The sequence below is a fragment of the Atlantibacter sp. MEI4A-1023 genome (genome assembly GCF_056155425.1).
The window spans coordinates 1,178,049-1,198,401 of sequence record NZ_CM149568.1 but is presented as its reverse complement, the minus strand read 5'-3'; the positions used below and the strand labels follow the sequence as shown (position 1 = coordinate 1,198,401).

Annotated in this window: 21 protein-coding genes; 6 read left to right on the top strand and 15 right to left on the bottom strand. The window is 55.2% G+C overall.

Going from position 1 to position 20,353, the window contains the following annotated elements:
- Positions 1-81: 81 nt before the first annotated feature.
- Positions 82-633, bottom strand: coding sequence for an adenine phosphoribosyltransferase (apt, locus tag ACVV26_RS05800; RefSeq protein ID WP_474800378.1), 552 nt, complete (start codon positions 631-633; stop codon positions 82-84).
- 152 nt (positions 634-785) lie between these two features.
- Positions 786-1,163: a DUF454 family protein gene (locus tag ACVV26_RS05795; RefSeq protein ID WP_312980286.1), complete on the bottom strand. Its 378-nt coding sequence runs from the start codon at positions 1,161-1,163 to the stop codon at positions 786-788.
- A 65-nt stretch (positions 1,164-1,228) separates the two neighbouring features.
- Here ACVV26_RS05795 and priC point away from each other — a divergent pair, with 65 nt between their 5' ends.
- Together priC and rsmS are read left to right on the top strand one after the other, a co-directional pair.
- A complete protein-coding gene (priC, locus tag ACVV26_RS05790; protein WP_474800377.1) occupies positions 1,229-1,756 on the top strand; it encodes a primosomal replication protein PriC in 528 nt (175 codons plus the stop codon).
- Positions 1,757-1,772: 16 nt separating this feature from the next.
- A complete protein-coding gene (gene rsmS / locus ACVV26_RS05785) occupies positions 1,773-1,931 on the top strand; it encodes a pleiotropic regulatory protein RsmS (RefSeq protein WP_312980290.1) in 159 nt (52 codons plus the stop codon).
- 45 nt (positions 1,932-1,976) lie between these two features.
- Here the strand turns inward: rsmS and glnB are convergent, their stop codons facing one another.
- From glnB to purL, 5 genes are all read right to left on the bottom strand, one after another.
- Positions 1,977-2,315: a nitrogen regulatory protein P-II gene (glnB, locus tag ACVV26_RS05780; RefSeq protein WP_002438074.1), complete on the bottom strand. Its 339-nt coding sequence runs from the start codon at positions 2,313-2,315 to the stop codon at positions 1,977-1,979.
- 94 nt (positions 2,316-2,409) lie between these two features.
- A complete protein-coding gene (gene glrR / locus ACVV26_RS05775; protein WP_474800376.1) occupies positions 2,410-3,747 on the bottom strand; it encodes a two-component system response regulator GlrR in 1,338 nt (445 codons plus the stop codon).
- A complete protein-coding gene (gene qseG, locus ACVV26_RS05770; protein WP_474800375.1) occupies positions 3,744-4,487 on the bottom strand; it encodes a two-component system QseEF-associated lipoprotein QseG in 744 nt (247 codons plus the stop codon). The genes glrR and qseG overlap by 4 nt, the downstream gene beginning before the upstream one ends.
- Positions 4,484-5,920, bottom strand: coding sequence for a sensor histidine kinase (locus tag ACVV26_RS05765; RefSeq protein WP_312980297.1), 1,437 nt, complete (start codon positions 5,918-5,920; stop codon positions 4,484-4,486). The genes qseG and ACVV26_RS05765 overlap by 4 nt, the downstream gene beginning before the upstream one ends.
- Before the next feature lie 509 nt (positions 5,921-6,429).
- The gene (gene purL, locus ACVV26_RS05760) at positions 6,430-10,317 is read right to left on the bottom strand and encodes a phosphoribosylformylglycinamidine synthase (protein WP_474800373.1); all 3,888 of its coding nucleotides are present in this window, start codon (positions 10,315-10,317) and stop codon (positions 6,430-6,432) included.
- A gap of 266 nt (positions 10,318-10,583) precedes the next feature.
- Here purL and mltF point away from each other — a divergent pair, with 266 nt between their 5' ends.
- Positions 10,584-12,134, top strand: a complete 1,551-nt coding sequence (mltF, locus tag ACVV26_RS05755) for a membrane-bound lytic murein transglycosylase MltF (RefSeq protein WP_474800371.1) — start codon at positions 10,584-10,586, stop codon at positions 12,132-12,134.
- On the opposite strand, the gene tadA is transcribed toward mltF, so the two are convergent.
- Together tadA and yfhb are read right to left on the bottom strand one after the other, a co-directional pair.
- Positions 12,028-12,528 carry a tRNA adenosine(34) deaminase TadA gene (tadA, locus tag ACVV26_RS05750; protein ID WP_474800369.1) on the bottom strand — a complete coding sequence of 167 codons (501 nt, stop codon included), beginning with the start codon at positions 12,526-12,528 and terminating at the stop codon, positions 12,028-12,030. The two genes, mltF and tadA, sit on opposite strands and share 107 nt — an antisense overlap.
- Before the next feature lie 82 nt (positions 12,529-12,610).
- A complete protein-coding gene (gene yfhb, locus ACVV26_RS05745; RefSeq protein ID WP_220266338.1) occupies positions 12,611-13,246 on the bottom strand; it encodes a phosphatidylglycerophosphatase C in 636 nt (211 codons plus the stop codon).
- Positions 13,247-13,487: 241 nt separating this feature from the next.
- On the opposite strand from yfhb, the gene ACVV26_RS05740 reads away from it, so the two are divergent.
- From ACVV26_RS05740 to ACVV26_RS05730, 3 genes are all read left to right on the top strand, one after another.
- Positions 13,488-14,336 carry a MurR/RpiR family transcriptional regulator gene (locus ACVV26_RS05740; RefSeq protein ID WP_474800368.1) on the top strand — a complete coding sequence of 283 codons (849 nt, stop codon included), beginning with the start codon at positions 13,488-13,490 and terminating at the stop codon, positions 14,334-14,336.
- Between the two features lie 266 nt (positions 14,337-14,602).
- Positions 14,603-15,052, top strand: coding sequence for a hypothetical protein (locus ACVV26_RS05735; protein ID WP_474800367.1), 450 nt, complete (start codon positions 14,603-14,605; stop codon positions 15,050-15,052).
- Positions 15,053-15,314: 262 nt separating this feature from the next.
- Complete coding sequence (locus tag ACVV26_RS05730; RefSeq protein WP_312980317.1) at positions 15,315-15,575, top strand: YfhL family 4Fe-4S dicluster ferredoxin; 261 nt, start codon at positions 15,315-15,317, stop codon at positions 15,573-15,575.
- Here ACVV26_RS05730 and acpS read toward each other — a convergent pair.
- From acpS to lepB, 6 genes are all read right to left on the bottom strand, one after another.
- The gene (acpS, locus tag ACVV26_RS05725) at positions 15,572-15,952 is read right to left on the bottom strand and encodes a holo-ACP synthase (protein WP_474800366.1); all 381 of its coding nucleotides are present in this window, start codon (positions 15,950-15,952) and stop codon (positions 15,572-15,574) included. The two genes, ACVV26_RS05730 and acpS, sit on opposite strands and share 4 nt — an antisense overlap.
- Entirely contained in the window at positions 15,952-16,683 is a 732-nt protein-coding gene (gene pdxJ / locus ACVV26_RS05720) for a pyridoxine 5'-phosphate synthase (protein WP_474800365.1), read from the bottom strand. Before pdxJ ends, acpS begins: the two co-directional genes overlap by 1 nt.
- Before the next feature lie 76 nt (positions 16,684-16,759).
- The gene (gene recO, locus ACVV26_RS05715) at positions 16,760-17,494 is read right to left on the bottom strand and encodes a DNA repair protein RecO (protein ID WP_474800364.1); all 735 of its coding nucleotides are present in this window, start codon (positions 17,492-17,494) and stop codon (positions 16,760-16,762) included.
- 11 nt (positions 17,495-17,505) lie between these two features.
- A complete protein-coding gene (era, locus tag ACVV26_RS05710) occupies positions 17,506-18,411 on the bottom strand; it encodes a GTPase Era (RefSeq protein WP_312980328.1) in 906 nt (301 codons plus the stop codon).
- The gene (gene rnc / locus ACVV26_RS05705; protein ID WP_125293962.1) at positions 18,408-19,088 is read right to left on the bottom strand and encodes a ribonuclease III; all 681 of its coding nucleotides are present in this window, start codon (positions 19,086-19,088) and stop codon (positions 18,408-18,410) included. Before rnc ends, era begins: the two co-directional genes overlap by 4 nt.
- Positions 19,089-19,376: 288 nt before the next feature.
- Positions 19,377-20,351: a signal peptidase I gene (lepB, locus tag ACVV26_RS05700; RefSeq protein ID WP_474800363.1), complete on the bottom strand. Its 975-nt coding sequence runs from the start codon at positions 20,349-20,351 to the stop codon at positions 19,377-19,379.
- Between the last annotated feature and the right edge of the window lie 2 nt (positions 20,352-20,353).

Genomic DNA, 20,353 nt, shown 5'->3' with positions numbered 1-20,353 from the left:
CTGAAATGCCTGGATGGTGAATAGAGAGGGGTAATGCTAACACAGCCCCACCTGTACGGCGAGGCTGTCGGGGGGCGAATATCAATGACCGGGGAACGGAACCAGGCTGAAGCAGTCGATGCCCGCCTGTTGCAGGCGCTGCTCGCCGCCGAGGTCAAACAGGTTGATGATAAACGCAGCGTCTTTCACTTCTCCACCCAGGCGGCGGATCAGTTTCACGGTGGCGTCGATGGTGCCGCCAGTCGCCAGCAGATCGTCCACCACCAGCACTTTGTCGCCGGGTTTGATCGCATCAACGTGGATTTCCAGCTGATCGGTGCCGTATTCCAGCTCATAGCTTTCTGCGATGGTTTCACGCGGCAGCTTGCGCGGTTTACGCACCGGGACAAAACCGACGCCCAGCGCCAGCGCGACCGGCGCGCCGAACAGGAAACCGCGCGCTTCGGTGCCCACCACTTTGGTGATGCCGGCGTCTTTGTAGCGCTCGGTCAGCAGTTCGATACTTAACGCGTAGGCTTTGGGGTCTTCCAGCAGGCTGGTGACGTCACGAAACAGGATGCCCGGCTTCGGGTAATCCTGGATGCTTTTAATACTGTTTTTAAGAAATTCAAGCTGCTGTGCAGTCGCGGTCATAATTACATGCCTGATTAAAACGGGTTGACTCACAAGGCACGCCAAAGGGGCTAAACGCGGTTTTGCTTAAGCATTAACCAGGGCGTGTCTGTTGCCGAAAACGCCAGAATGTACTGGCTGAGCCATCGAAATGCAACAATTCAGATGCGGGTTCAGGGGTTTTGTTGCTTTTCGTCAATCACCGGGATACGCCACATAAAGATCAGCAGGCAACCCAGAATCGTTAATAACAAAATACGCACCCAGAACATATTTACCAGCCACAGCGACACGGCAAATGTCACAAGAATAAACGCTATCGCCCGGGGTTTAGCGCCACGCGGCATCGCTTTATGCTGTTGCCAGTAGCGTAAATACCCGCCAAACCACGAGCGGTACAGCAGCCAGTGGTGAAAGCGTGGCGATGATCGGGCAAAACACCAGGCCGCCAGCAGTAAAAAAGGGGTGGTGGGAAGCAACGGGAGCACCACGCCAAGCGTCGCGAGGACTACCGCAATCCAGCCAATGATGATTAAAATAAGTCTTTGCATAGTCGCTTCCACAGAGTCATGTCGGCTACTGTAGCACAGCGCGCACGGGACACAGCGGAGAGCGAATGAAAACCGACCGATTATTACAATCGCTACAAACGCGTATGGAAAACCTGGCCCAGATGCTTGAACCGCTGGCGCAGCATCGCACTCTGTCGGCGCGTTTCGATCGCCAACTTTTCCAGACTCGCTCAACGCTTATCAATGATTATTTACAGGAATGCTGGCGCAATCTGGACGCCTTAACCGATCACGTCCGGCAACAAAAAACCGCACAAGTCGCCTGGCTGGCGGAGCATCTTGTCGCCCAGATGGAAGCGCTGGCTCGTGAAGGCGCAACCTGGTCGTTGCGTCATCATGACAGCGCCCATCTGCCCGCAGGCCGTCGCCATGCGCAGCTGTTGCAGCATCAGGAGTATGAACGCCGCCTGCTGGCGATGAAGCAGCAGCGCGAAGCGCAGTTGCGCGATGTTGAAACTCTGCAAGCGCAGCAGAAATTACATAAAGAGATTGATGCGCTGGATGGCCGTCTGGCGCGCTGCCGCCATGCGCTGGCGGGCATTGAGCGCGTGCTGGCGCGGCAAACACGTTAACCCACAGGAGAAAACCGTGTCCCTTGAGAACGCCCCCGATGACGTCAAACTGGCGGTGGATTTAATTATGCTGCTGGAAACGCACAACATTGCGCCAGAGACGGCGTTAAGCGCGCTGGAAATGGTGCGGCAGGATTTTTTGCGAAAACAGCGGGAAGCGGAGAAGCCAGATTAAGCTTCCTCTCCTGCCGGTCACGTCGCAGGAGAGGCCGGTCGGTGGTTAGATTGCCGCGTCGTCTTCTTCGCCGGTGCGGATACGCACCACGCGCGCCACATCAAACACGAAGATTTTACCATCGCCAATTTTACCGGTCTGCGCAGTGCGGATAATGGTATCCACGCAGGTATCGACAATATCGTCAGTCACCACGATTTCAATTTTCACCTTTGGCAGGAAATCCACCATATATTCCGCGCCACGGTACAGCTCGGTATGCCCTTTCTGGCGGCCAAAACCTTTTACTTCGGTCACGGTCATCCCGGTGATACCCACTTCAGCCAGCGCCTCGCGCACATCATCCAGTTTGAAAGGTTTAATAATTGCATCAATCTTTTTCATGGTGAACCCTTAAATCATCTCGCCTGAGGCACAGTTATCTACGCGTAATCGGTTGCTCACCGTACCATATGTTGAGGCCGGTTTGGCAGCAAAACTACTCTTTAAAATCATTTGCATCGAGCTCGTGGCGGGCCAGCAGTTTATAGAACTCGGTGCGGTTGCGCCCCGCCATACGGGCGGCGTGGGTCACATTGCCTTTAGTGATCTGCAAAATCTTACGCAGGTAGTTGAGTTCAAACTGGTTACGCGCCTCGACAAAGGTCGGCAGCACCGAGTTTTCCCCTTCCAGCGCCTGGCCGACCAGCGCTTCGCTGATCACCGGCGCGGAGGTCAGCGCCACGCACTGCTCGATCACGTTGACCAGTTGGCGCACGTTGCCCGGCCAGCTTGCCCCCATCAGGTATTTCATGGCTTCGGTGGAAAAGCGCCTTACAAAAGGCTTATGGCGATCCGCCGCCTGGCGCAGGAGATGGTTCGCCAGCAGCGGGATATCTTCCGCACGCTCGTTAAGTGCGGGGATTTTCAGGCTCACGACGTTCAGGCGATAAAACAGATCCTCGCGGAATTCGCCACGCGCCATCGCTTTGGGTAAATCCCGGTGGGTGGCGGAAATGATCCGCACATCGATGTCGATATCGCGGTTGCTGCCGAGCGGGCGCACTTTACGCTCCTGCAAGACGCGCAGCAGTTTGACCTGTAGCGGGATCGGCATATCGCCGATTTCATCGAGAAAGAGCGTGCCGCCTTCCGCTGCCTGAAACAGCCCTTCCCGGCTGCTTACCGCGCCGGTAAACGCACCGCGCGCATGGCCGAACAGTTCTGACTCCAGCAACTGTTCCGGCAGCGCGCCGCAGTTAATGGCGATAAAGGCTTTTTTCGCCCGGGGGCTGGCGTTGTGGATGGCCTGCGCCAGCACCTCTTTACCGGTGCCGCTCTGGCCGTTGATCAGCACGCTGACGTCGGACTGCGCCACCATCCGCGCCTGTTCGAGCAGGCGCAGCATCAGCGGGCTGCGGGTGACGATAGTGTTTTGCCATTCGTCATCGCCGCCGACGCCCTTGTGGGCCAGCGCGTCGTCGATGGCCTGATACAGCGCGTCTTTATCGACGGGTTTAGTGAGAAAACTGAAAACGCCCTGCTGAGTAGCCGCCACCGCGTCGGGGATGGAGCCGTGCGCGGTGAGAATGATCACCGGCAAACCGGGCTGCACTTTCTGAATTTCGCTGAACAGTTCCATACCGTCCATCTCATCCATACGCAGGTCGCTGATCACCAGATCAATCTGCTCGCGCGCCAGTACTTTTAGCCCTTCCGCCCCGCTTTCGGCGGTTTCCACGCTGTAGCCCTCGCTGGTCAGGCGTAAGCCTAACAGTTTGAGCAAGCCGGGATCGTCATCCACCAGCAGTAAGCGCGCCGGTTTATGCTGCGTCATGGTTTTGCCTCCTGCGTATCAGCGGGGGTTTCCTTGTCATCCGGCGTCGTTGCCGGATGCGTTGCGTCAGGCAATTCGCTGCCCGGTATTTTGCGCGAGGAAAGCCGACGTTCAATGTCGGTCAGGTTTTCAAGTTTTTGGCTCACCTGAGCAAGTTGGCTGCGCAGACGGTGCTGCTGTTCGCGCAACATATCCAGCTCGCTGTCGCTGGTCTGCTGCAATTTGGCATAGCGGCTACGCTCTTCAGCAAGCTGCAACTGGGCAGCCTGATTATCGCGCCATACCTGATAGAGCGGGCGAATTTGCGAAGGGATATCGGCGGCAAGCTCATCAAGGCGATTAACATAGCGGCGGCGTTCGCCGGGGGTAATTTTCGCGCTGGACAGCAGAATGCCGCGTTTGAAGGTCGCCTGCCAGGTATCATCCTGCAACGCGCGGGCTTCAGCCCGCGCGTAGGCGGGCGCAAGCCGTTCCGCGCAATCCATTCCACGTAGCCAGTAAAGCGGGTTATGGTCGCTGTCATGGCCCGACAGCCGCCAGATGTCCTGGCAATCGGTTGAGAGAAAATCAGCCACCTGTTGTTCAGGATATTTAGGCTGGTGTCGGTCTATTTTGCTGTGGATCGCGTCTTCTGCGCAGCCGGTAAGCATTAATGCGGCCAGCGTACCGCCCGCAAGCGCGAAAACGGGTTTAAAAGACGACGCTGCGCGCCGCCATAGCCTGCTAAACAATACATTCATGATGACGATTTTTCCGGGTCACAGACAGGCAATTCGATGCGGAAACAAACATCGGCGGTGTTATCGTCCACCAGATGGAGTTCTCCATGCATCCGTCGAATACAATCCTGGGCGATGCTCAGCCCCAGGCCACTGCCTTTAACCGCCCCTTTTCGTTGATGGCTTCCCTGAAAGAATGGCTCAAAAATCATGTCGCGTTCAGCAGCAGGAATTGGCGTGCCGCTGTTCGCCACATCAATCCGCACCCGGTTACCGACCTGTCGGCTGCGAATATAAATGTTACCGGATTCGCTCCCATAGTGCACCGCATTGGAATAGAGATTATCTATTACGCTCATCAACAACATAGGTTCAGCCTGGCAGGATGCGGCTTCCAGTGCCAGATCGGTACGCATCATTTTTGCCCGGGCCGGCAGGCTGTGGGCGGAGATAACCATATCGATTAACGGTTCCAGTTCAACTTTTTCCAGCTCAATAACGCCATCGGCCAGTTTGCGGTTGTAATCCAGCAGTTGCTCAATCAATTTCTGTAAGTTGCGGCTGCTGCTGTCGAGGATGGACACCACCTCTTCCTGCTCCGCCGTGAGCGGCCCCACCACCCGATCGGCCAGCAGTTCGGTCCCTTCGCGCAGGCTGGCGAGGGGGGTTTTCAACTCATGGGATATGTGCCGCAGGAACTGGTGGCGCTGAGATTCCAGCCAGGATAAGCGTTCGCTTAACCAGATCACCCGTTGCCCTACTGAACGCAGCTCGCGTGGCCCTTTAAACATCACCGAATCGCCCAGCAATTCGCCCTCACCCAGCCGGTTAATCATCCGTTCGATGCCCTTCACCGGGCCGATAATCATCCGGGTAAAAAGCACGACCAGGCCCAGGCTGACCAGAAAAAGAAGCATCGCCTGCCAGCCAAAGAATTGCCCCCGGGAGGCGATATCCCGCTGTAATTGCTGCCCACGAGAAAACACCACGCTGCGCGTGGTTTGCACCATTTCACTGTTGGCTTTGGCGAAGGCGTCCAGATGGTCGTCCGCCGCGTCGGCGAGCCCGCTGTCTTTACATTGCAGTTGCGCCAGCGCGTCAAGATTGTCCTTTAGCCGCTGATAAAGGGCTTTATCCGGCAGGACGATGGCATGGGATTCAAGCATCTGCGCATAACGCTGGCGCTGCGTTTGATACACCTTTTCAAGGGTGGCATCATCCAGCACGCAATACTGCCGATAGCTGCGCTCCATTTCCAGCGCGGCATTGGTCATGGCTTCACTGCGCCGGGCGTCGATCAGGGTTGTGCGGTTAGTGCGTGCCGCCTGTTTGCTGAGGTCGTTCAGGCTCTGCCAGGCCTGCCAGGCCAGTACCAACAAAGGCAGCAGGATCAGTAAAAAGGCCATAACGACCAATTGGCGCAGCGAGCGTGGAAAGAGGGACCAGCGTTTCACCAGGATTCCCTTTCAGAAAAGTTGTAGCTGGATGCTAACTGACATCAGGGGCACAGGAAAGGGTGAAACGCAGAAACGACAAAGGCAGGGAAAAAATCCCTGCCTTTGTCGTGAAATAGGCGGTGCCTTACTCAACGTGTCGCCCGGGGTCAGATAAAGCAAAGCTATTATCAATAGTTGGACGGCAGGCACCTGTTTGTGCGTCATTCGAAGTTTATGTAGCGCTCGCGTGGGGCTGACATAAGAAGGTGAATGAGCCACTGGCGATTATTATGCATCAACTGTGCCAATAAAGCCAACAAATATATAATAAACTGATAAATAAGAGTTTATATATATTTAAAATTTTGTATCCCGTTGGTTCAGGAAAGGTAAAAATGTCGCCAATAAGCAACACAACCGGACCTTGAAATATTTAATTATAAAAATCAAACAAATAGGCGTCTCCTTTTGGAGACGCCTTACTTTGCGCATTGTCGCAAAATTGCGACAGACATTCCTGGGCCCTGTTAGCCCAACTGCTTACGCGCATTACGGAAGATACGCATCCAGGGGCTATCCTCACCCCAGTTCTCCGGGTGCCAGGAGTTGCTGACGGTGCGGAAAACACGCTCCGGATGCGGCATCATCAGCGTCACGCGGCCACTTTCGCTGGTCACCGCCGTGATCCCGTTCGGCGAGCCGTTCGGGTTAGCCGGATAGGTTTCGGTTACCTTGCCAAAGTTATCCACGTAGCGCAGCGCCACCAGGCCTTTGCTTTCCAGATGGGCCAGATGGGTAGCGTCACGCACTTCCACGCGGCCTTCGCCGTGAGAAACCGCAATCGGCATCCGGGAACCGGCCATGCCGTCCAGCAGCAGCGACGGGCTGGAGGTCACTTCCACCAGGCTGAAACGCGCTTCGAAGCGATCGGAGTGGTTACGCACAAAGCGCGGCCACAGGTCACTGCCCGGGATCACTTCACGCAGATTCGACATCATCTGGCAGCCGTTACACACGCCCAGCGCCAGCGTTTGCGGACGGTGGAAGAAAGTCTCGAACTCATCGCGCACGCGGCTATTGAACAGGATTGATTTCGCCCAACCTTCGCCCGCACCCAGCACGTCGCCGTAGGAGAAACCGCCGCAGGCCACCAGCGCCTGGAACGATTCCAGCCCGGTGCGGCCCGCCAGCAAGTCGCTCATATGCACGTCGATGGCGTCAAAGCCCGCGCGATAAAACGCTGCTGCCATCTCCACATGGGAGTTAACGCCCTGCTCGCGCAGCACCGCCACCTTCGGACGCGCCCCGGTAGCGATAAACGGCGCGGCGATATCTTCCGCGATATCAAAGCTCAGTTTTACGTTCAGGCCCGGATCGCTTTCGTTTGCTTTGGCTTCATGCTCCTGATCGGCGCACGCCGGGTTATCGCGCAGGCGTTGCATCTGCCAGGTGGTTTCCGCCCACCACATACGAAGCGTGGAGCGGCTTTCGCTGAACACCACATGGCCGTCGGCAGTCAGGACAAAACGATCTCCGGCTACGGCTTTACCCAGATAGTGAACGCAATCACCCAAACCATGCGTTTTCAGGATCTGCTCAACCGCTGCGCGATCTGACGCCGCCACCTGGATCACCGCACCCAGCTCTTCATTGAATAATGCCGCCAGGCGATCGTTGCCCAGGGTCGCGATATCCGCTTCAACGCCGCAGTGACCAGTAAAGGCCATTTCCGCCAGCGTCACCAGCAGGCCGCCGTCGGAACGGTCGTGGTAAGCCAGCAGTTTACGCTGCGCGACCAGCGCCTGGGTGGCGTCGTAAAAGCTTTTCAGCTTCGCCGGGTCGCGCACGTCTGCCGTTTTATCGCCCAGTTGACGGTAAACCTGCGCCAGTGCAGTCGCGCCCAACGCATTGTGACCTTCGCCCAGGTCGATAAGCAGCAGGGCGTTATCGTCGGTAGAAAGCTGCGGCGTCACGGTATGGCGTACATCTTCTACGCGGGCAAACGCGGTGATAACCAGCGACAGCGGCGAGGTCATTTCACGGGTTTCATTACCTTCCTGCCAGCGGGTTTTCATCGACATGGAGTCTTTGCCCACCGGAATGGTCAGACCCAGTTGCGGGCACAGCTCTTCGCCCACGGCTTTCACTGCATCGTACAGGCCCGCATCTTCACCAGGGTGGCCTGCAGCGGCCATCCAGTTTGCCGAAAGCTTGATGCGTTTGATATCGCCAATCTGGGTCGCTGCGATGTTAGTCAGCGCTTCCCCTACCGCCAGACGGCCTGACGCGGCGAAATCGAGCAGTGCCACCGGCGCGCGTTCACCCAGGGACATGGCCTCGCCGTAGTAGCTGTCGAGGCTGGCAGTGGTGACCGCGCAGTTAGCAACCGGGATCTGCCACGGACCGACCATCTGATCGCGCGCCACCATGCCGGTGACGGTACGGTCGCCAATGGTGACCAGAAAGGTTTTTTCCGCCACCGTCGGCAGATGCAGTACGCGGTTAACCGCGTCGGCAATGGAGATAGCGCTACAGTCCAGCGCCTCGCCCACCGCCTGCAAACGCTCAACGTTGCGGGTCATTTTCGGGGTTTTGCCCAGCAGCACGTCCAGCGGCATATCGATGGGTTGATTATCGAAGTGGCTGTCGTTAAGCGTCAGGTGCTGTTGTTCAGTCGCTTCGCCAATCACCGCATACGGCGCGCGCTCACGGCGGCACAGCTCGTCAAACAGCGCCAACTGTTCCGGCGCAACCGCCAGCACATAACGTTCCTGAGATTCGTTACACCACACTTCCAGCGGGCTCATGCCCGGCTCGTCGTTCAAAATGTCGCGCAGCTCGAAACGCCCGCCGCGACCGCCATCGCTTACCAGTTCCGGCATGGCGTTAGACAAGCCGCCCGCGCCAACGTCATGAATAAACAGAATCGGGTTAGCGTCGCCCAACTGCCAGCAGCGGTCGATCACTTCCTGGCAGCGGCGTTCCATTTCCGGGTTGTCGCGCTGTACCGAAGCGAAATCCAGGTCAGCATCCGACTGGCCGGACGCCATTGACGATGCCGCGCCGCCGCCCAGCCCGATATTCATCGCCGGGCCGCCCAGCACGATCAGCTTCGCGCCCGGTGGGATTTCGCCCTTTTTCACGTGGTCGGCACGGATGTTGCCAATCCCGCCCGCCAGCATAATCGGCTTGTGGTAGCCGCGCAGTTCAACGCCGTTGTGGCTGTTGACCTGCTCTTCATAGGTACGGAAATAGCCGTTCAGCGCCGGGCGACCAAATTCATTGTTAAACGCCGCGCCGCCCAACGGGCCTTGAGTGATGATATCCAGCGCGCTGACGATACGCTCCGGCTTGCCGAAATCCTGTTCCCACGGCTGCTCAAAGCCCGGAATGCGCAGGTTGGAGACCGAGAAACCCACCAGCCCTGCTTTCGGTTTCGCGCCGCGCCCAGTGGCGCCTTCATCGCGAATTTCGCCGCCGGAACCGGTGGCGGCACCCGGCCACGGGGAGATCGCCGTCGGGTGGTTATGGGTTTCGACCTTCATCAGGATATGCGCGGCTTCCTGGTGGAAATCATATTGCCCGGCTTCGTGGTCCGCGTAGAAGCGCCCGACTTCAGAGCCTTCCATCACCGCGGCGTTGTCTTTATAGGCAGACAGCACGTGGTCCGGGGTTTTCTCAAAGGTGTTCTTGATCATTTTGAACAGCGACTTCGGCTGCTGTTCGCCGTCGATCACCCAGTCGGCATTGAAGATTTTATGGCGGCAATGTTCAGAGTTGGCCTGGGCGAACATATACAGTTCGATGTCGTTCGGGTTACGCCCCAGTGTGGTGAACGCATCCTGCAAATAATCGATTTCATCTTCGGCCAGCGCCAGGCCGAGACGAATATTGGCCTCTTCCAGCGCGGCGCGTCCCTGCCCTTGCAGATCGACACTTTGTACCGGCGCAGGCTGATGATGGGCAAACAACTGCTCCGCCTGCTCCAGCGAGGCGAACACGGTCTCCATCATTCGGTCATGCAACTCTGCGGCGACCTGCTGCCACTGGGCCTCGGTCAGGGTGCTGGCCTCGACATAATACGCCACGCCGCGCTCAAGGCGCTTAACGCTTGCCAGGCCGCAGTTATGGGCGATATCGGTGGCCTTGGAAGACCAGGGGGAGAGGGTGCCGGGACGCGGCGTAACGACAATCAATCGGCCTGATGGCGCATGGCTGCTGAGGTTCGGGCCATATTTCAACAGGCGTTCGAGTTGCGCGTGTTCTTCGGTGGTCAGTGGAGCGGTGATGTCAGCAAAATGAACATACTCGGCGTAAATGTCACTCACCGGCAGGTGAGCATCGTTAAAGCGGGCCAGCAGTTTGTTAATACGAAATGCCGACAAAGCGGGCGAACCACGCAGAATTTCCATCATCAAAACTCTCTCGTCTTCGGGCGTGAGCGGCGCTCACAGGGGCGCATGGGGAAAACGGGCGTCATTATAAAGAATCCGGCACGCCGACGAAACCGTTTGCGTAGAAATAAAATCGTCAATCGATAGCGCCTATAAATGTGATTGAAAGCGCGAATAAGTTGCCTCATGCGGTTTTATTAAGCAAAATGCCGCTCATTCAACAATAAAAACCGCATATTCATGACGATATTTAGCTGAGCCCCTTTCCAGCACAGAGAATTAACTATTTGAAAAAATTAAAGATTAATTATCTGTTTATCGGCATCGTGACCTTGCTACTGGCTGTGGCGCTTTGGCCCGCCATTCCCTGGTTTGATAAAGCCGAGAATCGTATCGCCGCGATCAAAGCTCGGGGAGTATTGCGCGTAAGCACGCTGTCCAGCCCGCTGATTTATAACCGGGTTAACGACAAAGTGGTGGGTCTGGATTATGAACTGGCCCAGAGCTTTGCCGATTACCTGGGCGTGAAGCTGCAAATCACCGTACGTCCCACCATCAATAAGCTGTTCGACGATCTGGATAACGGTAAAGCGGATATCCTGGCGGCAGGCCTGGTCTATAACCAGGAGCGCAGCAAAAACTACCAGCCTGGCCCTACTTATTACTCGGTTTCCCAACAGCTGGTGTATCGCGTCGGTAAAACCCGCCCTAAAACCCTGGCCACGATCAGCGACGCGCAGCTGACTATCGCGCCTGGACACGTGGCGGCTAACGATCTTCAGGCGCTCAAAGCGCGTAAATATCCCGATCTGAACTGGCGTGTGGATGAGCACAGTAACAGCAACATGCTGTTAGGGCAGGTCGCAGACGGCACGCTGGATTACACGGTTGCCGATTCTGTGGCAATTAATTTGTTCCAGCGCGTCCATCCGCAGATTGCGGTGGCGCTGGACATCACCGATGAGCAGCCGGTCACCTGGTTCAGCCTGCGCGACGGGGATAATACGCTGTCCGCCGCCCTGCTCGACTTTTTCAATCAGATCACCGAAGACGGTACCCTGGCGCGGCTGGAAGAAAAATACCTCGGTCACGGCGATGACTTTGACTATGTCGATACCCGCAGCTTTTTACGCGCGGTGGACAGCGTTCTGCCGGACCTGAAGCCGCTGTTCGAAAAGTACGCCACGGATATCGACTGGAAACTGCTGGCGGCCATCTCTTACCAGGAATCCCACTGGGACCCGCAGGCCACATCGCCTACCGGCGTGCGTGGGCTGATGATGCTTACCCGTAACACGGCGCAAAGCCTGGGCTTATCCGATCGGCTCGACCCGGAACAAAGCATTAGCGGTGGGGCTCGTTATTTAAAAGATATGATGAGCAAAGTGCCGGAAAGCGTGCCTGAAGAGGAGCGCATCTGGTTTGCGCTGGCGGCCTACAATATGGGGTATGCCCATATGCTGGACGCCCGCGCCCTGACGGCGAAACAGAAAGGCAACCCGGATAGCTGGGCCGATGTGAAGCAACGGCTGCCGCTGCTCAGCCAGAAGCCGTATTACTCGAAAACCACCTACGGCTATGCCCGTGGACACGAAGCCTATGCGTACGTGGAAAACATCCGTAAATATCAAATCAGCCTGGTGGGATATTTAATGGAGAAAGAAAAGCAAGCCGAACAGCAACGCCAACTTGCCGAGGCTTACCCCGTCGCCCTGCCGGGGGATATGCCGGCTAACCCTTTCGCAATGCTTCCTTTTGGGCCTTTTTCTCAAGCCGCCTTACCCGAAAGAACTCGCTTAACAGTGCCGAACACGTTGGGGCAAGTACCCCCTCAATAACCTGCATATGGTGATTCATGTGTGGATGAGCCGGGATATTCATTAGCGACCCTACTGCGCCAGTCTTGGCATCGCGCGCGCCGAATACCAGAGTGCCGATACGGCTGTGCACCATCGCGCCCGCACACATGATGCAGGGTTCAAGGGTCACATAAAGAGTGGTATTCAGCAGACGGTAGTTTTGCAGCACCATGCCGCCCTGGCGTAGCGCCATAATTTCCGCATGGGCGGTAGGATCGTGGCGGCCAATGGGGCGGTTCCATCCTTCACCGATCACGCGGTTATCCTGCACCAGTACCGCGCCGACCGGCACTTCCCCTTCATCCCATGCCCGCTGCGCCAGGGTTAATGCATGACGCATCCAGTATTCATGGGAAAATTCAGTCTCTGACACGCTGCACTCCAGGCGAAAAAAAGCGGGCGCATTATACCCAAAATCTGTGGCCATGCATCCGTAAGGCGCTCGTTGAGGGGCATTATTCCAGTTGCTGGAGTTCACCGCGCGGCGTAACGCGCCAGCGGTGCTGGCAGAAATAGAGCAAGGGGTTGTCCTGGCGCGAATCACTATAACCGCTATACAGGCGAAGCGGCGTGCCAATTTGTTGCTCAAGTTGCGCCACTTTTTCATGGCCAAGACAGCGCAGAGTCAGTACCCAGCCACCGTGACGCCGGTCGATCATGCTGGCGATGATTTTCACTTTCGGCAGCCAGGGTGTATCAAAATAAACCTGTTCAACCAGCGGCAGCGGTGAACCGGTAATCAACCACACGTCGGCGTCTGAGCTTTCCAGATAAGCGGTAAGGCGCTCGTGCACCACCGGGAAGGTGATGACCTGGCCGCGAAACCAGGCGACGAACTCCTGCTCAAGCTGCTTCAGGCGGGCTTCGCTGTGTCCGAAGGTGCATCCCCAAAGCAGTAAACTCATCGGCCAGCGCGCCGCGCGGCCTTTAACCGCCAGGGCAATTAAGATAACCGGCAGTAAAGGGATGACTATCAGCAAATTTAACGGCTGGCGGCGCAATAAAAAGCGTAAAAATGTGCCAAACATATCCTGCTGATGCAGGGTGCCGTCCAGATCGAAAAACACTACCCGACGCTCATTATTTGCCAAACCTTGCTCCTCTGGGCTGTCGTATTACGGCTTCTTATTAGCCTAACAGATAGCGACCGATTTTTCCGGTGACCTGCTTACCCGTTTTCCCGGCGGGTTATGCCGTCAAAACCACGATAATCCGGTTTGCACCTCAGAATATTTAATTCATAATAATAAGTAATAATGGAATATATAATTCGTTAAGGCGAGTGAATGACCTTGCCCTTATCTGAGCGGCGCGAACCCTGTGGAGTCTTTCATGAACTGTTTGATACGTATTCGTCAGCGTTATCCCAATCTGGCGCAGAGCGACCGCCGTCTGGCCGAATTCATCCTGACTCATCCTGAAAAGGCCAGGCATTTAAGTTCGCAACAGCTGGCGGAGGAGTCAGGCGTTAGCCAGTCCAGCGTGGTGAAGTTCGCTCAGAAACTGGGATATAAGGGCTACCCCGCCCTGAAACTTGCCATCAGCGATGCGCTGGCCGGGAACCCTAACCCTCATTCAATTCCAGTGCATAATGAAATTCTTGGCGACGATCCCCTGCTGCTGGTGGGTGAAAAGCTGATTAAAGATAATATGGCGGCGATGCATGCTTCGCTGGACATCAACAGCGAAGACAAGCTGGTGGAATGCGTTCAGTTGCTGCGTAATGCCCGGCGTATTGTATTAACCGGGATCGGTGCGTCCGGACTGGTGGCAAAAAACTTCTCCTGGAAGCTGATGAAGATCGGCCTGAATGTGGTTGCGGAACAGGATATGCACGCCCTGCTGGCGGCTGTTCAGGCACTCGATGAAAAAGACGTCATGCTGGCGATTTCCTACTCCGGCGAACGCCGGGAAATCAACCTGGCAGCGGATGAAGCATTGCGCGCTGGCGCGAAGATTATCGCTATCACCGGCTTTACTCCCAATGCCCTACAGCAACGCGCAACGCGTTGTCTGTATACCATCGCGGAAGAACAGGCCACGCGTAGCGCGGCTATCTCCTCCACCAGCGCGCAAATGATGCTTACCGACTTATTATTTATGGCGCTGGTGCAACAGGATCTAGAAAAGGCCCCGGAACGCATACGGCATAGTGAAGCATTAGTGAAAAAGCTGGTTTAATTAATCAGGGCACACTGCGCCCTGACGCAGATATCACTCAGAGAAAAACACGTGCTGCAAATAACCGTTCAAAACGGTAAGTATTCTTAATGTCATTTTAAAAATAGCGAAAAACCTTTTTCAGTAACGTATGAAATAGATCTTACCCAGCGCAAAGTAATCGGGAAATTAGCTTGTGAGACGGGGTTAAAATAATATAATCCTGCAAGCTTACGGCAATATTATTAAGGACCGCCCGACTGGGCTGCACATAAGGAATGCGCTACATGAAACTCAATCCGTTGTTATTACTGATTTTATTTTCCTTATCTGGCTTTGCTTATGCTGTTGAGGTCCCCATGCTGGGTGATGGCAAAGCGGAAGGCCACCAGATTTGCGGAAAAGGTATTGATGTACAGATAAGAACTCTCAATGATAACTCCTTAATTATTGGTCTGGTGAATAATAAAACCCAACACCGGGATTTATTTAAATCTTTGGAACAAAACGCGGGTGATATGAAATATTCAAAATTTGTCCCGGTGCGTTTTGATAACCTGTCGAAGAATTTTATTGAAGAAGAAAAACCGGAAATCGAGATTGTTTGGGGTCGCGCCATAAATGATAAAAAAGAACCCAGCTATACCCTGGCGCTCGGTCCAAAAGTTTATGCCTGTGGGCTTCTGCAAAAATGGCCTCATGAAGAAGCCAATATTTTATATGGTGAGACCAAATAATTTTCCCTGATGCGCCCTGTCTGTGGCGCATTTTTTTCACTACCCTCAACGCAATCCGTCACGTTTAGCTACCACAATCAGGTGGCGGCATATTGGGCGAATCCCGCGAGTGTGATAAAGTACCGTCGTTCATAATTCATCATTTCCGCAGCAAGATAATATTGTTGCTAAGATGTATTTTCTTTGTAGCTCACACTGATGAGCAACGGCGTACTCTGCACGCTACCCCATGCCTGAATCAGATATAGCGGTAAAGAATTAAATGGCTCTTTTAATCACCAAAAAATGCATTAACTGTGACATGTGCGAGCCGGAATGCCCGAACGAAGCCATCTCAATGGGTGAGAGTATTTATCAGATCAATACCGATCGCTGTACCGAATGCGTGGGACATTACGATACCCCCACCTGCCAGAAAGTCTGCCCGATCCCCAATACTATCCTGAAAGATCCGGCCTATCCGGAGAGTGAAGAACAACTGTGGGACAAATTTGTTGTTCTTCACCACGCCGACAAAATTTAGCTTTCAATGATGACCGTCGCGCAGGCGTAGTGACGTTCATCAGACAGGGTCACATGCACCGAGGCAACACCCATGCGCTGCGCCAGCTGTAGCGCTTCATCCCACAGGCGTAGACCCGGTTTACCCAGCTCATCGTTAAACACTTCAAACTGGTTAAACGCCAGCCCGTTACGGATCCCCGTACCGAACGCTTTTGCCGCTGCCTCTTTTACCGCATAGCGCTTGGCTAAAAAGCGCACCGGCTGTTGATGGGCCTGATATTGTGCCCATTCATTGACGCTTAATACGCGCTTCGCCAGCCGATCGCCCGAGCGGGAAATCACCGCTTCAATGCGGGCGATTTCCACGATATCGGTGCCGAGGCCTAAAATCGCCATTAGCGGCGCGCTTCCAGCATTAAGCGTTTCATTTCTGATACCGCTTCTTTCAGGCCGCTCATCACCGCCCGGCCAATAATCGCATGGCCGATATTGAGTTCATGCATTTCAGGCAGCGCGGCAATCGGCTGGACGTTATGGTAGGTCAGGCCATGACCGGCATTCACTTTCAGGCCTTTACTTGCCGCATAGGTCGCCGCTTTGGCGATACGCGCCAGCTCTTTCGCCTGAGTGGTTTCGTCTTTGGCATCGGCGTAACAGCCGGTGTGAATTTCGATATATGGCGCGCCGACATCCACAGCCGCGTCGATTTGCTCAATATCCGCATCGATAAACAGCGACACCAGGATATTCGCCTCTGCCAGACGCTTGCAGGCGTCGCGCATTTTTTCACGCTGCCCGGCGACGTCCAGCCCGCCTTCGGTGGTCACTTCCTGACGTTTTTCCGGCACCAGGCAGCAGAAATGCGGTTTGGTTTCGCAGGCGATCGCCAGCATCTCTTCCGTCACCGCCATTTCCAGATTCATACGAGTATCGAGGGTTTGACGCAGCACGCGCACATCGCGGTCGGTAATATGACGGCGATCCTCGCGCAGGTGAACCGTAATGCCATCCGCGCCCGCTTGCTCGGCGATAAATGCAGCCTGAACCGGATCGGGGTAAGCCGTACCGCGCGCATTACGCAGCGTAGCGATATGGTCGATATTGACGCCTAACAGTAATTCAGCCATGACAATCCTCGATAATCAGCACAAAGTGGCGGCAGTTTACACCCGGGAAGGAAAGTGTGGCTACGGGTAGTGGTGATTAGGCGTCGGAAGATGAGGAGGAGGTCGGTTTTTTAGGCACGAACTGGCGGAATAGCTCCCGGCTCTTTAGCGGTTTGCCGCCAAGATAGGGTTTGAGGGCAATGCGGGTAAAGCGTTTAGCCGCACGCAGCGTGGCGGCATCAGGAAATTCCCGGCTGGCCAGCGCCTGCAGTTCATGGCCGGTAAAAGAGAGGTTATCCACCACCAGGCTGGCGATAAACCCCTTTTCTTCACGGTAACGGTAAGTCATATCCGGGCTGACCGGCTCGCCGCTTCCGGCGCAGTGCAGATAATCTACGCCGTACCCAAGATGCCCCAGCAGCGCCAGTTCAAAACGGCGCAAGGCCGGTTCCGGCGAGGCGTTAGCACCCGCCAGGGCCTGGATGCAGTGCAGATAATCGAAGAAAAGTTCTGAGAAGCGGGTCTCCTGTTCCAGCACGCGGCTCAGCAGCTCATTGACATACAACCCGCTGTACAGCGCGATACCGGAAAGGGGAAGCGCCAGTGAAACCGCTTCAGCGCTGCGTAAAGTTTTCACCTCACCGCGACCACCGAAACGGATTAACAATGGCGTAAAAGGCTGGAGGGTGCCTTTAAGATTAGAGCGCCGTGAACGGGCACCTTTGGCGACCAGGCGAACCCGGCCCGACTCTTCGCTAAACACGTCAAGCAGCAGGCTGGTTTCGCTCCAGGGGCGACTGTGCAGCACAAAGGCGCGTTGCCAGCCTTCCATTAGCGTGTTACTCAGAGATCGTCGACATAACCGAGGCTACGCAGCGCGCGCTCGTCATCCGCCCAGCCGGATTTCACCTTCACCCACAGTTCGAGGTGAACTTTGGCTTCAAACATCTCTTCCATGTCCTTACGGGCTTCGATACCGATGGTTTTGATTTTGGCCCCTTTGTTGCCAATCACCATCTTCTTCTGCCCTTCGCGCTCAACCAGGATCAGGCCGTTGATGTCATAACCGCCACGCTCGTTGGTCTGGAAACGTTCGATTTCTACCGTCACCGAGTACGGCAACTCCGCGCCCAGGAAACGCATCAGTTTTTCACGAATGATCTCCGACGCCATAAAGCGCTGGGAACGGTCAGTGATGTAATCTTCCGGGAAGTGATGAACCGCTTCCGGCAAATGCTTGCGCACGATCCCGGCAATGGTGTCCACATTCAGACCGGTTTCCGCAGAAATCGGCACGATATCGAGGAAATTCATCTGGCTTGCCAGGAACTGCAGGTGCGGCAGCAGATCGGCTTTTTCCTGCACGTTATCCACTTTGTTCACGGCCAGGATCACCGGCGCTTTACCGTCGCGCAGTTTGTTGAGCACCATCTCATCGTCCGGCGTCCAGCGAGTGCCTTCCACCACGAAAATAATCAGCTCAACGTCGCCAATAGAACTGCTTGCCGCTTTGTTCATCAAACGGTTGATGGCGCGCTTTTCTTCCATATGCAGGCCAGGGGTATCGACATAAATCGCCTGGTATGCCCCTTCGGTATGGATGCCCACAATACGGTGGCGCGTGGTTTGCGCCTTGCGTGAGGTGATAGAAATCTTCTGGCCCAGCAGATTATTCAGCAGGGTCGATTTGCCCACGTTGGGACGCCCAACAATGGCGATAAATCCGCAATAACTTTTTTCGTCGCTCATTCCAGCTCCAGTTTTTTCAACGCCTGTTCGGCGGCAGCCTGCTCCGCCTTACGACGGCTGGAACCTGTGCCAACCACCGGTTCACTCAGGCCGCTGACCTGGCAGTGGATAGTAAATTCCTGATCGTGTGCTTCACCGCGCACCTGCACCACCAGATACGAAGGCAGCGGTAAATGACGTCCCTGCAAATATTCCTGCAAACGGGTTTTCGGATCTTTTTGTTTATCGCCCGGGCTGATTTCATCCAGCCGGGTCTGGTACCAGGAGAGGATCAGCCGCTCAACCGTCTGGATATCGCTGTCGAGAAACACGCCGCCGATCAACGCTTCAACGGTATCGGCCAGAATCGATTCACGACGAAAACCGCCGCTTTTCAACTCTCCTGGCCCTAAGCGCAGGCACTCGCCTAATTCAAATTCGCGTGCGATTTCCGCAAGGGTATTGCCGCGCACCAGCGTGGCGCGCATACGGCTCATATCGCCCTCGTCTACACGCGGAAAACGATGATAAAGCGCGTTAGCAATAACAAAGCTTAAAATGGAGTCACCCAGAAATTCGAGACGCTCGTTGTGCTTACTGCTGGCACTCCGATGGGTTAACGCCTGCTGCAATAACTCCTGATGAAGAAAAGTGTAGCCCAGCTTACGCTGCAGCCTGTTAATTACGATGGGATTCATGCGATACCAATTAATAAATGCGTCAACTATGCAGCACACGGAACAGAGCTGAAAAAACCAAAGCTGTTTCGTGTGCCGTAGCCTTTAGTACAAAGGCTAACCTGAAATCTTCGGGGGAATATTCTATACGCAACGCCAGGGGATGTCGTTAGTGATTCCTGATTTATGACTTAAATAATTTAAGGGGACGTAGATAACAGGGTTATTTATGGCTGGAATGAATATTTGTCATTACCGGGAAGGGTAAAAAGGCCGATTAACGAAGCGCTAACCGGCCATAAATACGATTTAGTGAATACCGCCGATACGATTCAGACGCACGCCGGTTGGCCATTCGCCTTCTTGTTTTTCAAAGCTCATCCAGATAGCAGTCGCTCTGCCGACCAGATTGGCTTCCGGCACGAAGCCCCAGTAACGGCTATCGGCGCTGTTATCCCGGTTATCGCCCATCATAAAGTAATGCCCGGGCGGTACGATCCAGGTCGCCAGCGGCTGGCCAGCCTGCTGGTAATACATGCCAAGCTGATCCTGAGCAATCTGCACCGTCAGAATACGGTGGGTCACGTCGCCAAGGCTCTCTTTGCGCTCGGTAAGGCGAATACCGTTATCTTTGGTTTCGTTTTTCGGCACCTGGAAGAACCCGCTGGATGCCTCTCCTGCGTTGCGGCGCGAAAACGTCTGCACGAAATCGCTCGGCTCAACCGCGGAATAGGTCACCGGCAAGGCATTGCCGCAGGCCTGGCCGGAGCTGCAATTCGGCTGAATAGTGACTTCTTTGGCAACCGGATCGTAGCTCACACGGTCACCCGGTAAACCGACGACGCGCTTGATGTAATCCAGGCGCGGATCTTCCGGGTATTTAAACACCGCGATGTCGCCGCGCTTCGGATGCCCGGTCTCAATCAACGTTTTCTGATAGATCGGATCTTTCAGGCCGTAAGCGTATTTCTCCACCAGGATAAAATCGCCAATCAGCAGCGTTGGCATCATCGAACCGGAGGGGATCTGGAAAGGTTCATAGATGAATGAACGCACCACCAGCACAATCGCCAGCACCGGAAAGACCGATGCGCCTGTTTCCAGCCAGCCCGGTTTGGGGCCGACTTTCTTCAGGGTTTTGCTGTCCAGCGCATCACCCGTTGCCGCCTGCGCCGCAGCCTGACGCTCGCGACGCTTCGGGGCAAAGATAAATTTATCCAGACACCACAAGATACCCGTCACGCCTGTCGCGATAACAAGGATCAGGGCAAACATGTTCGCCATGC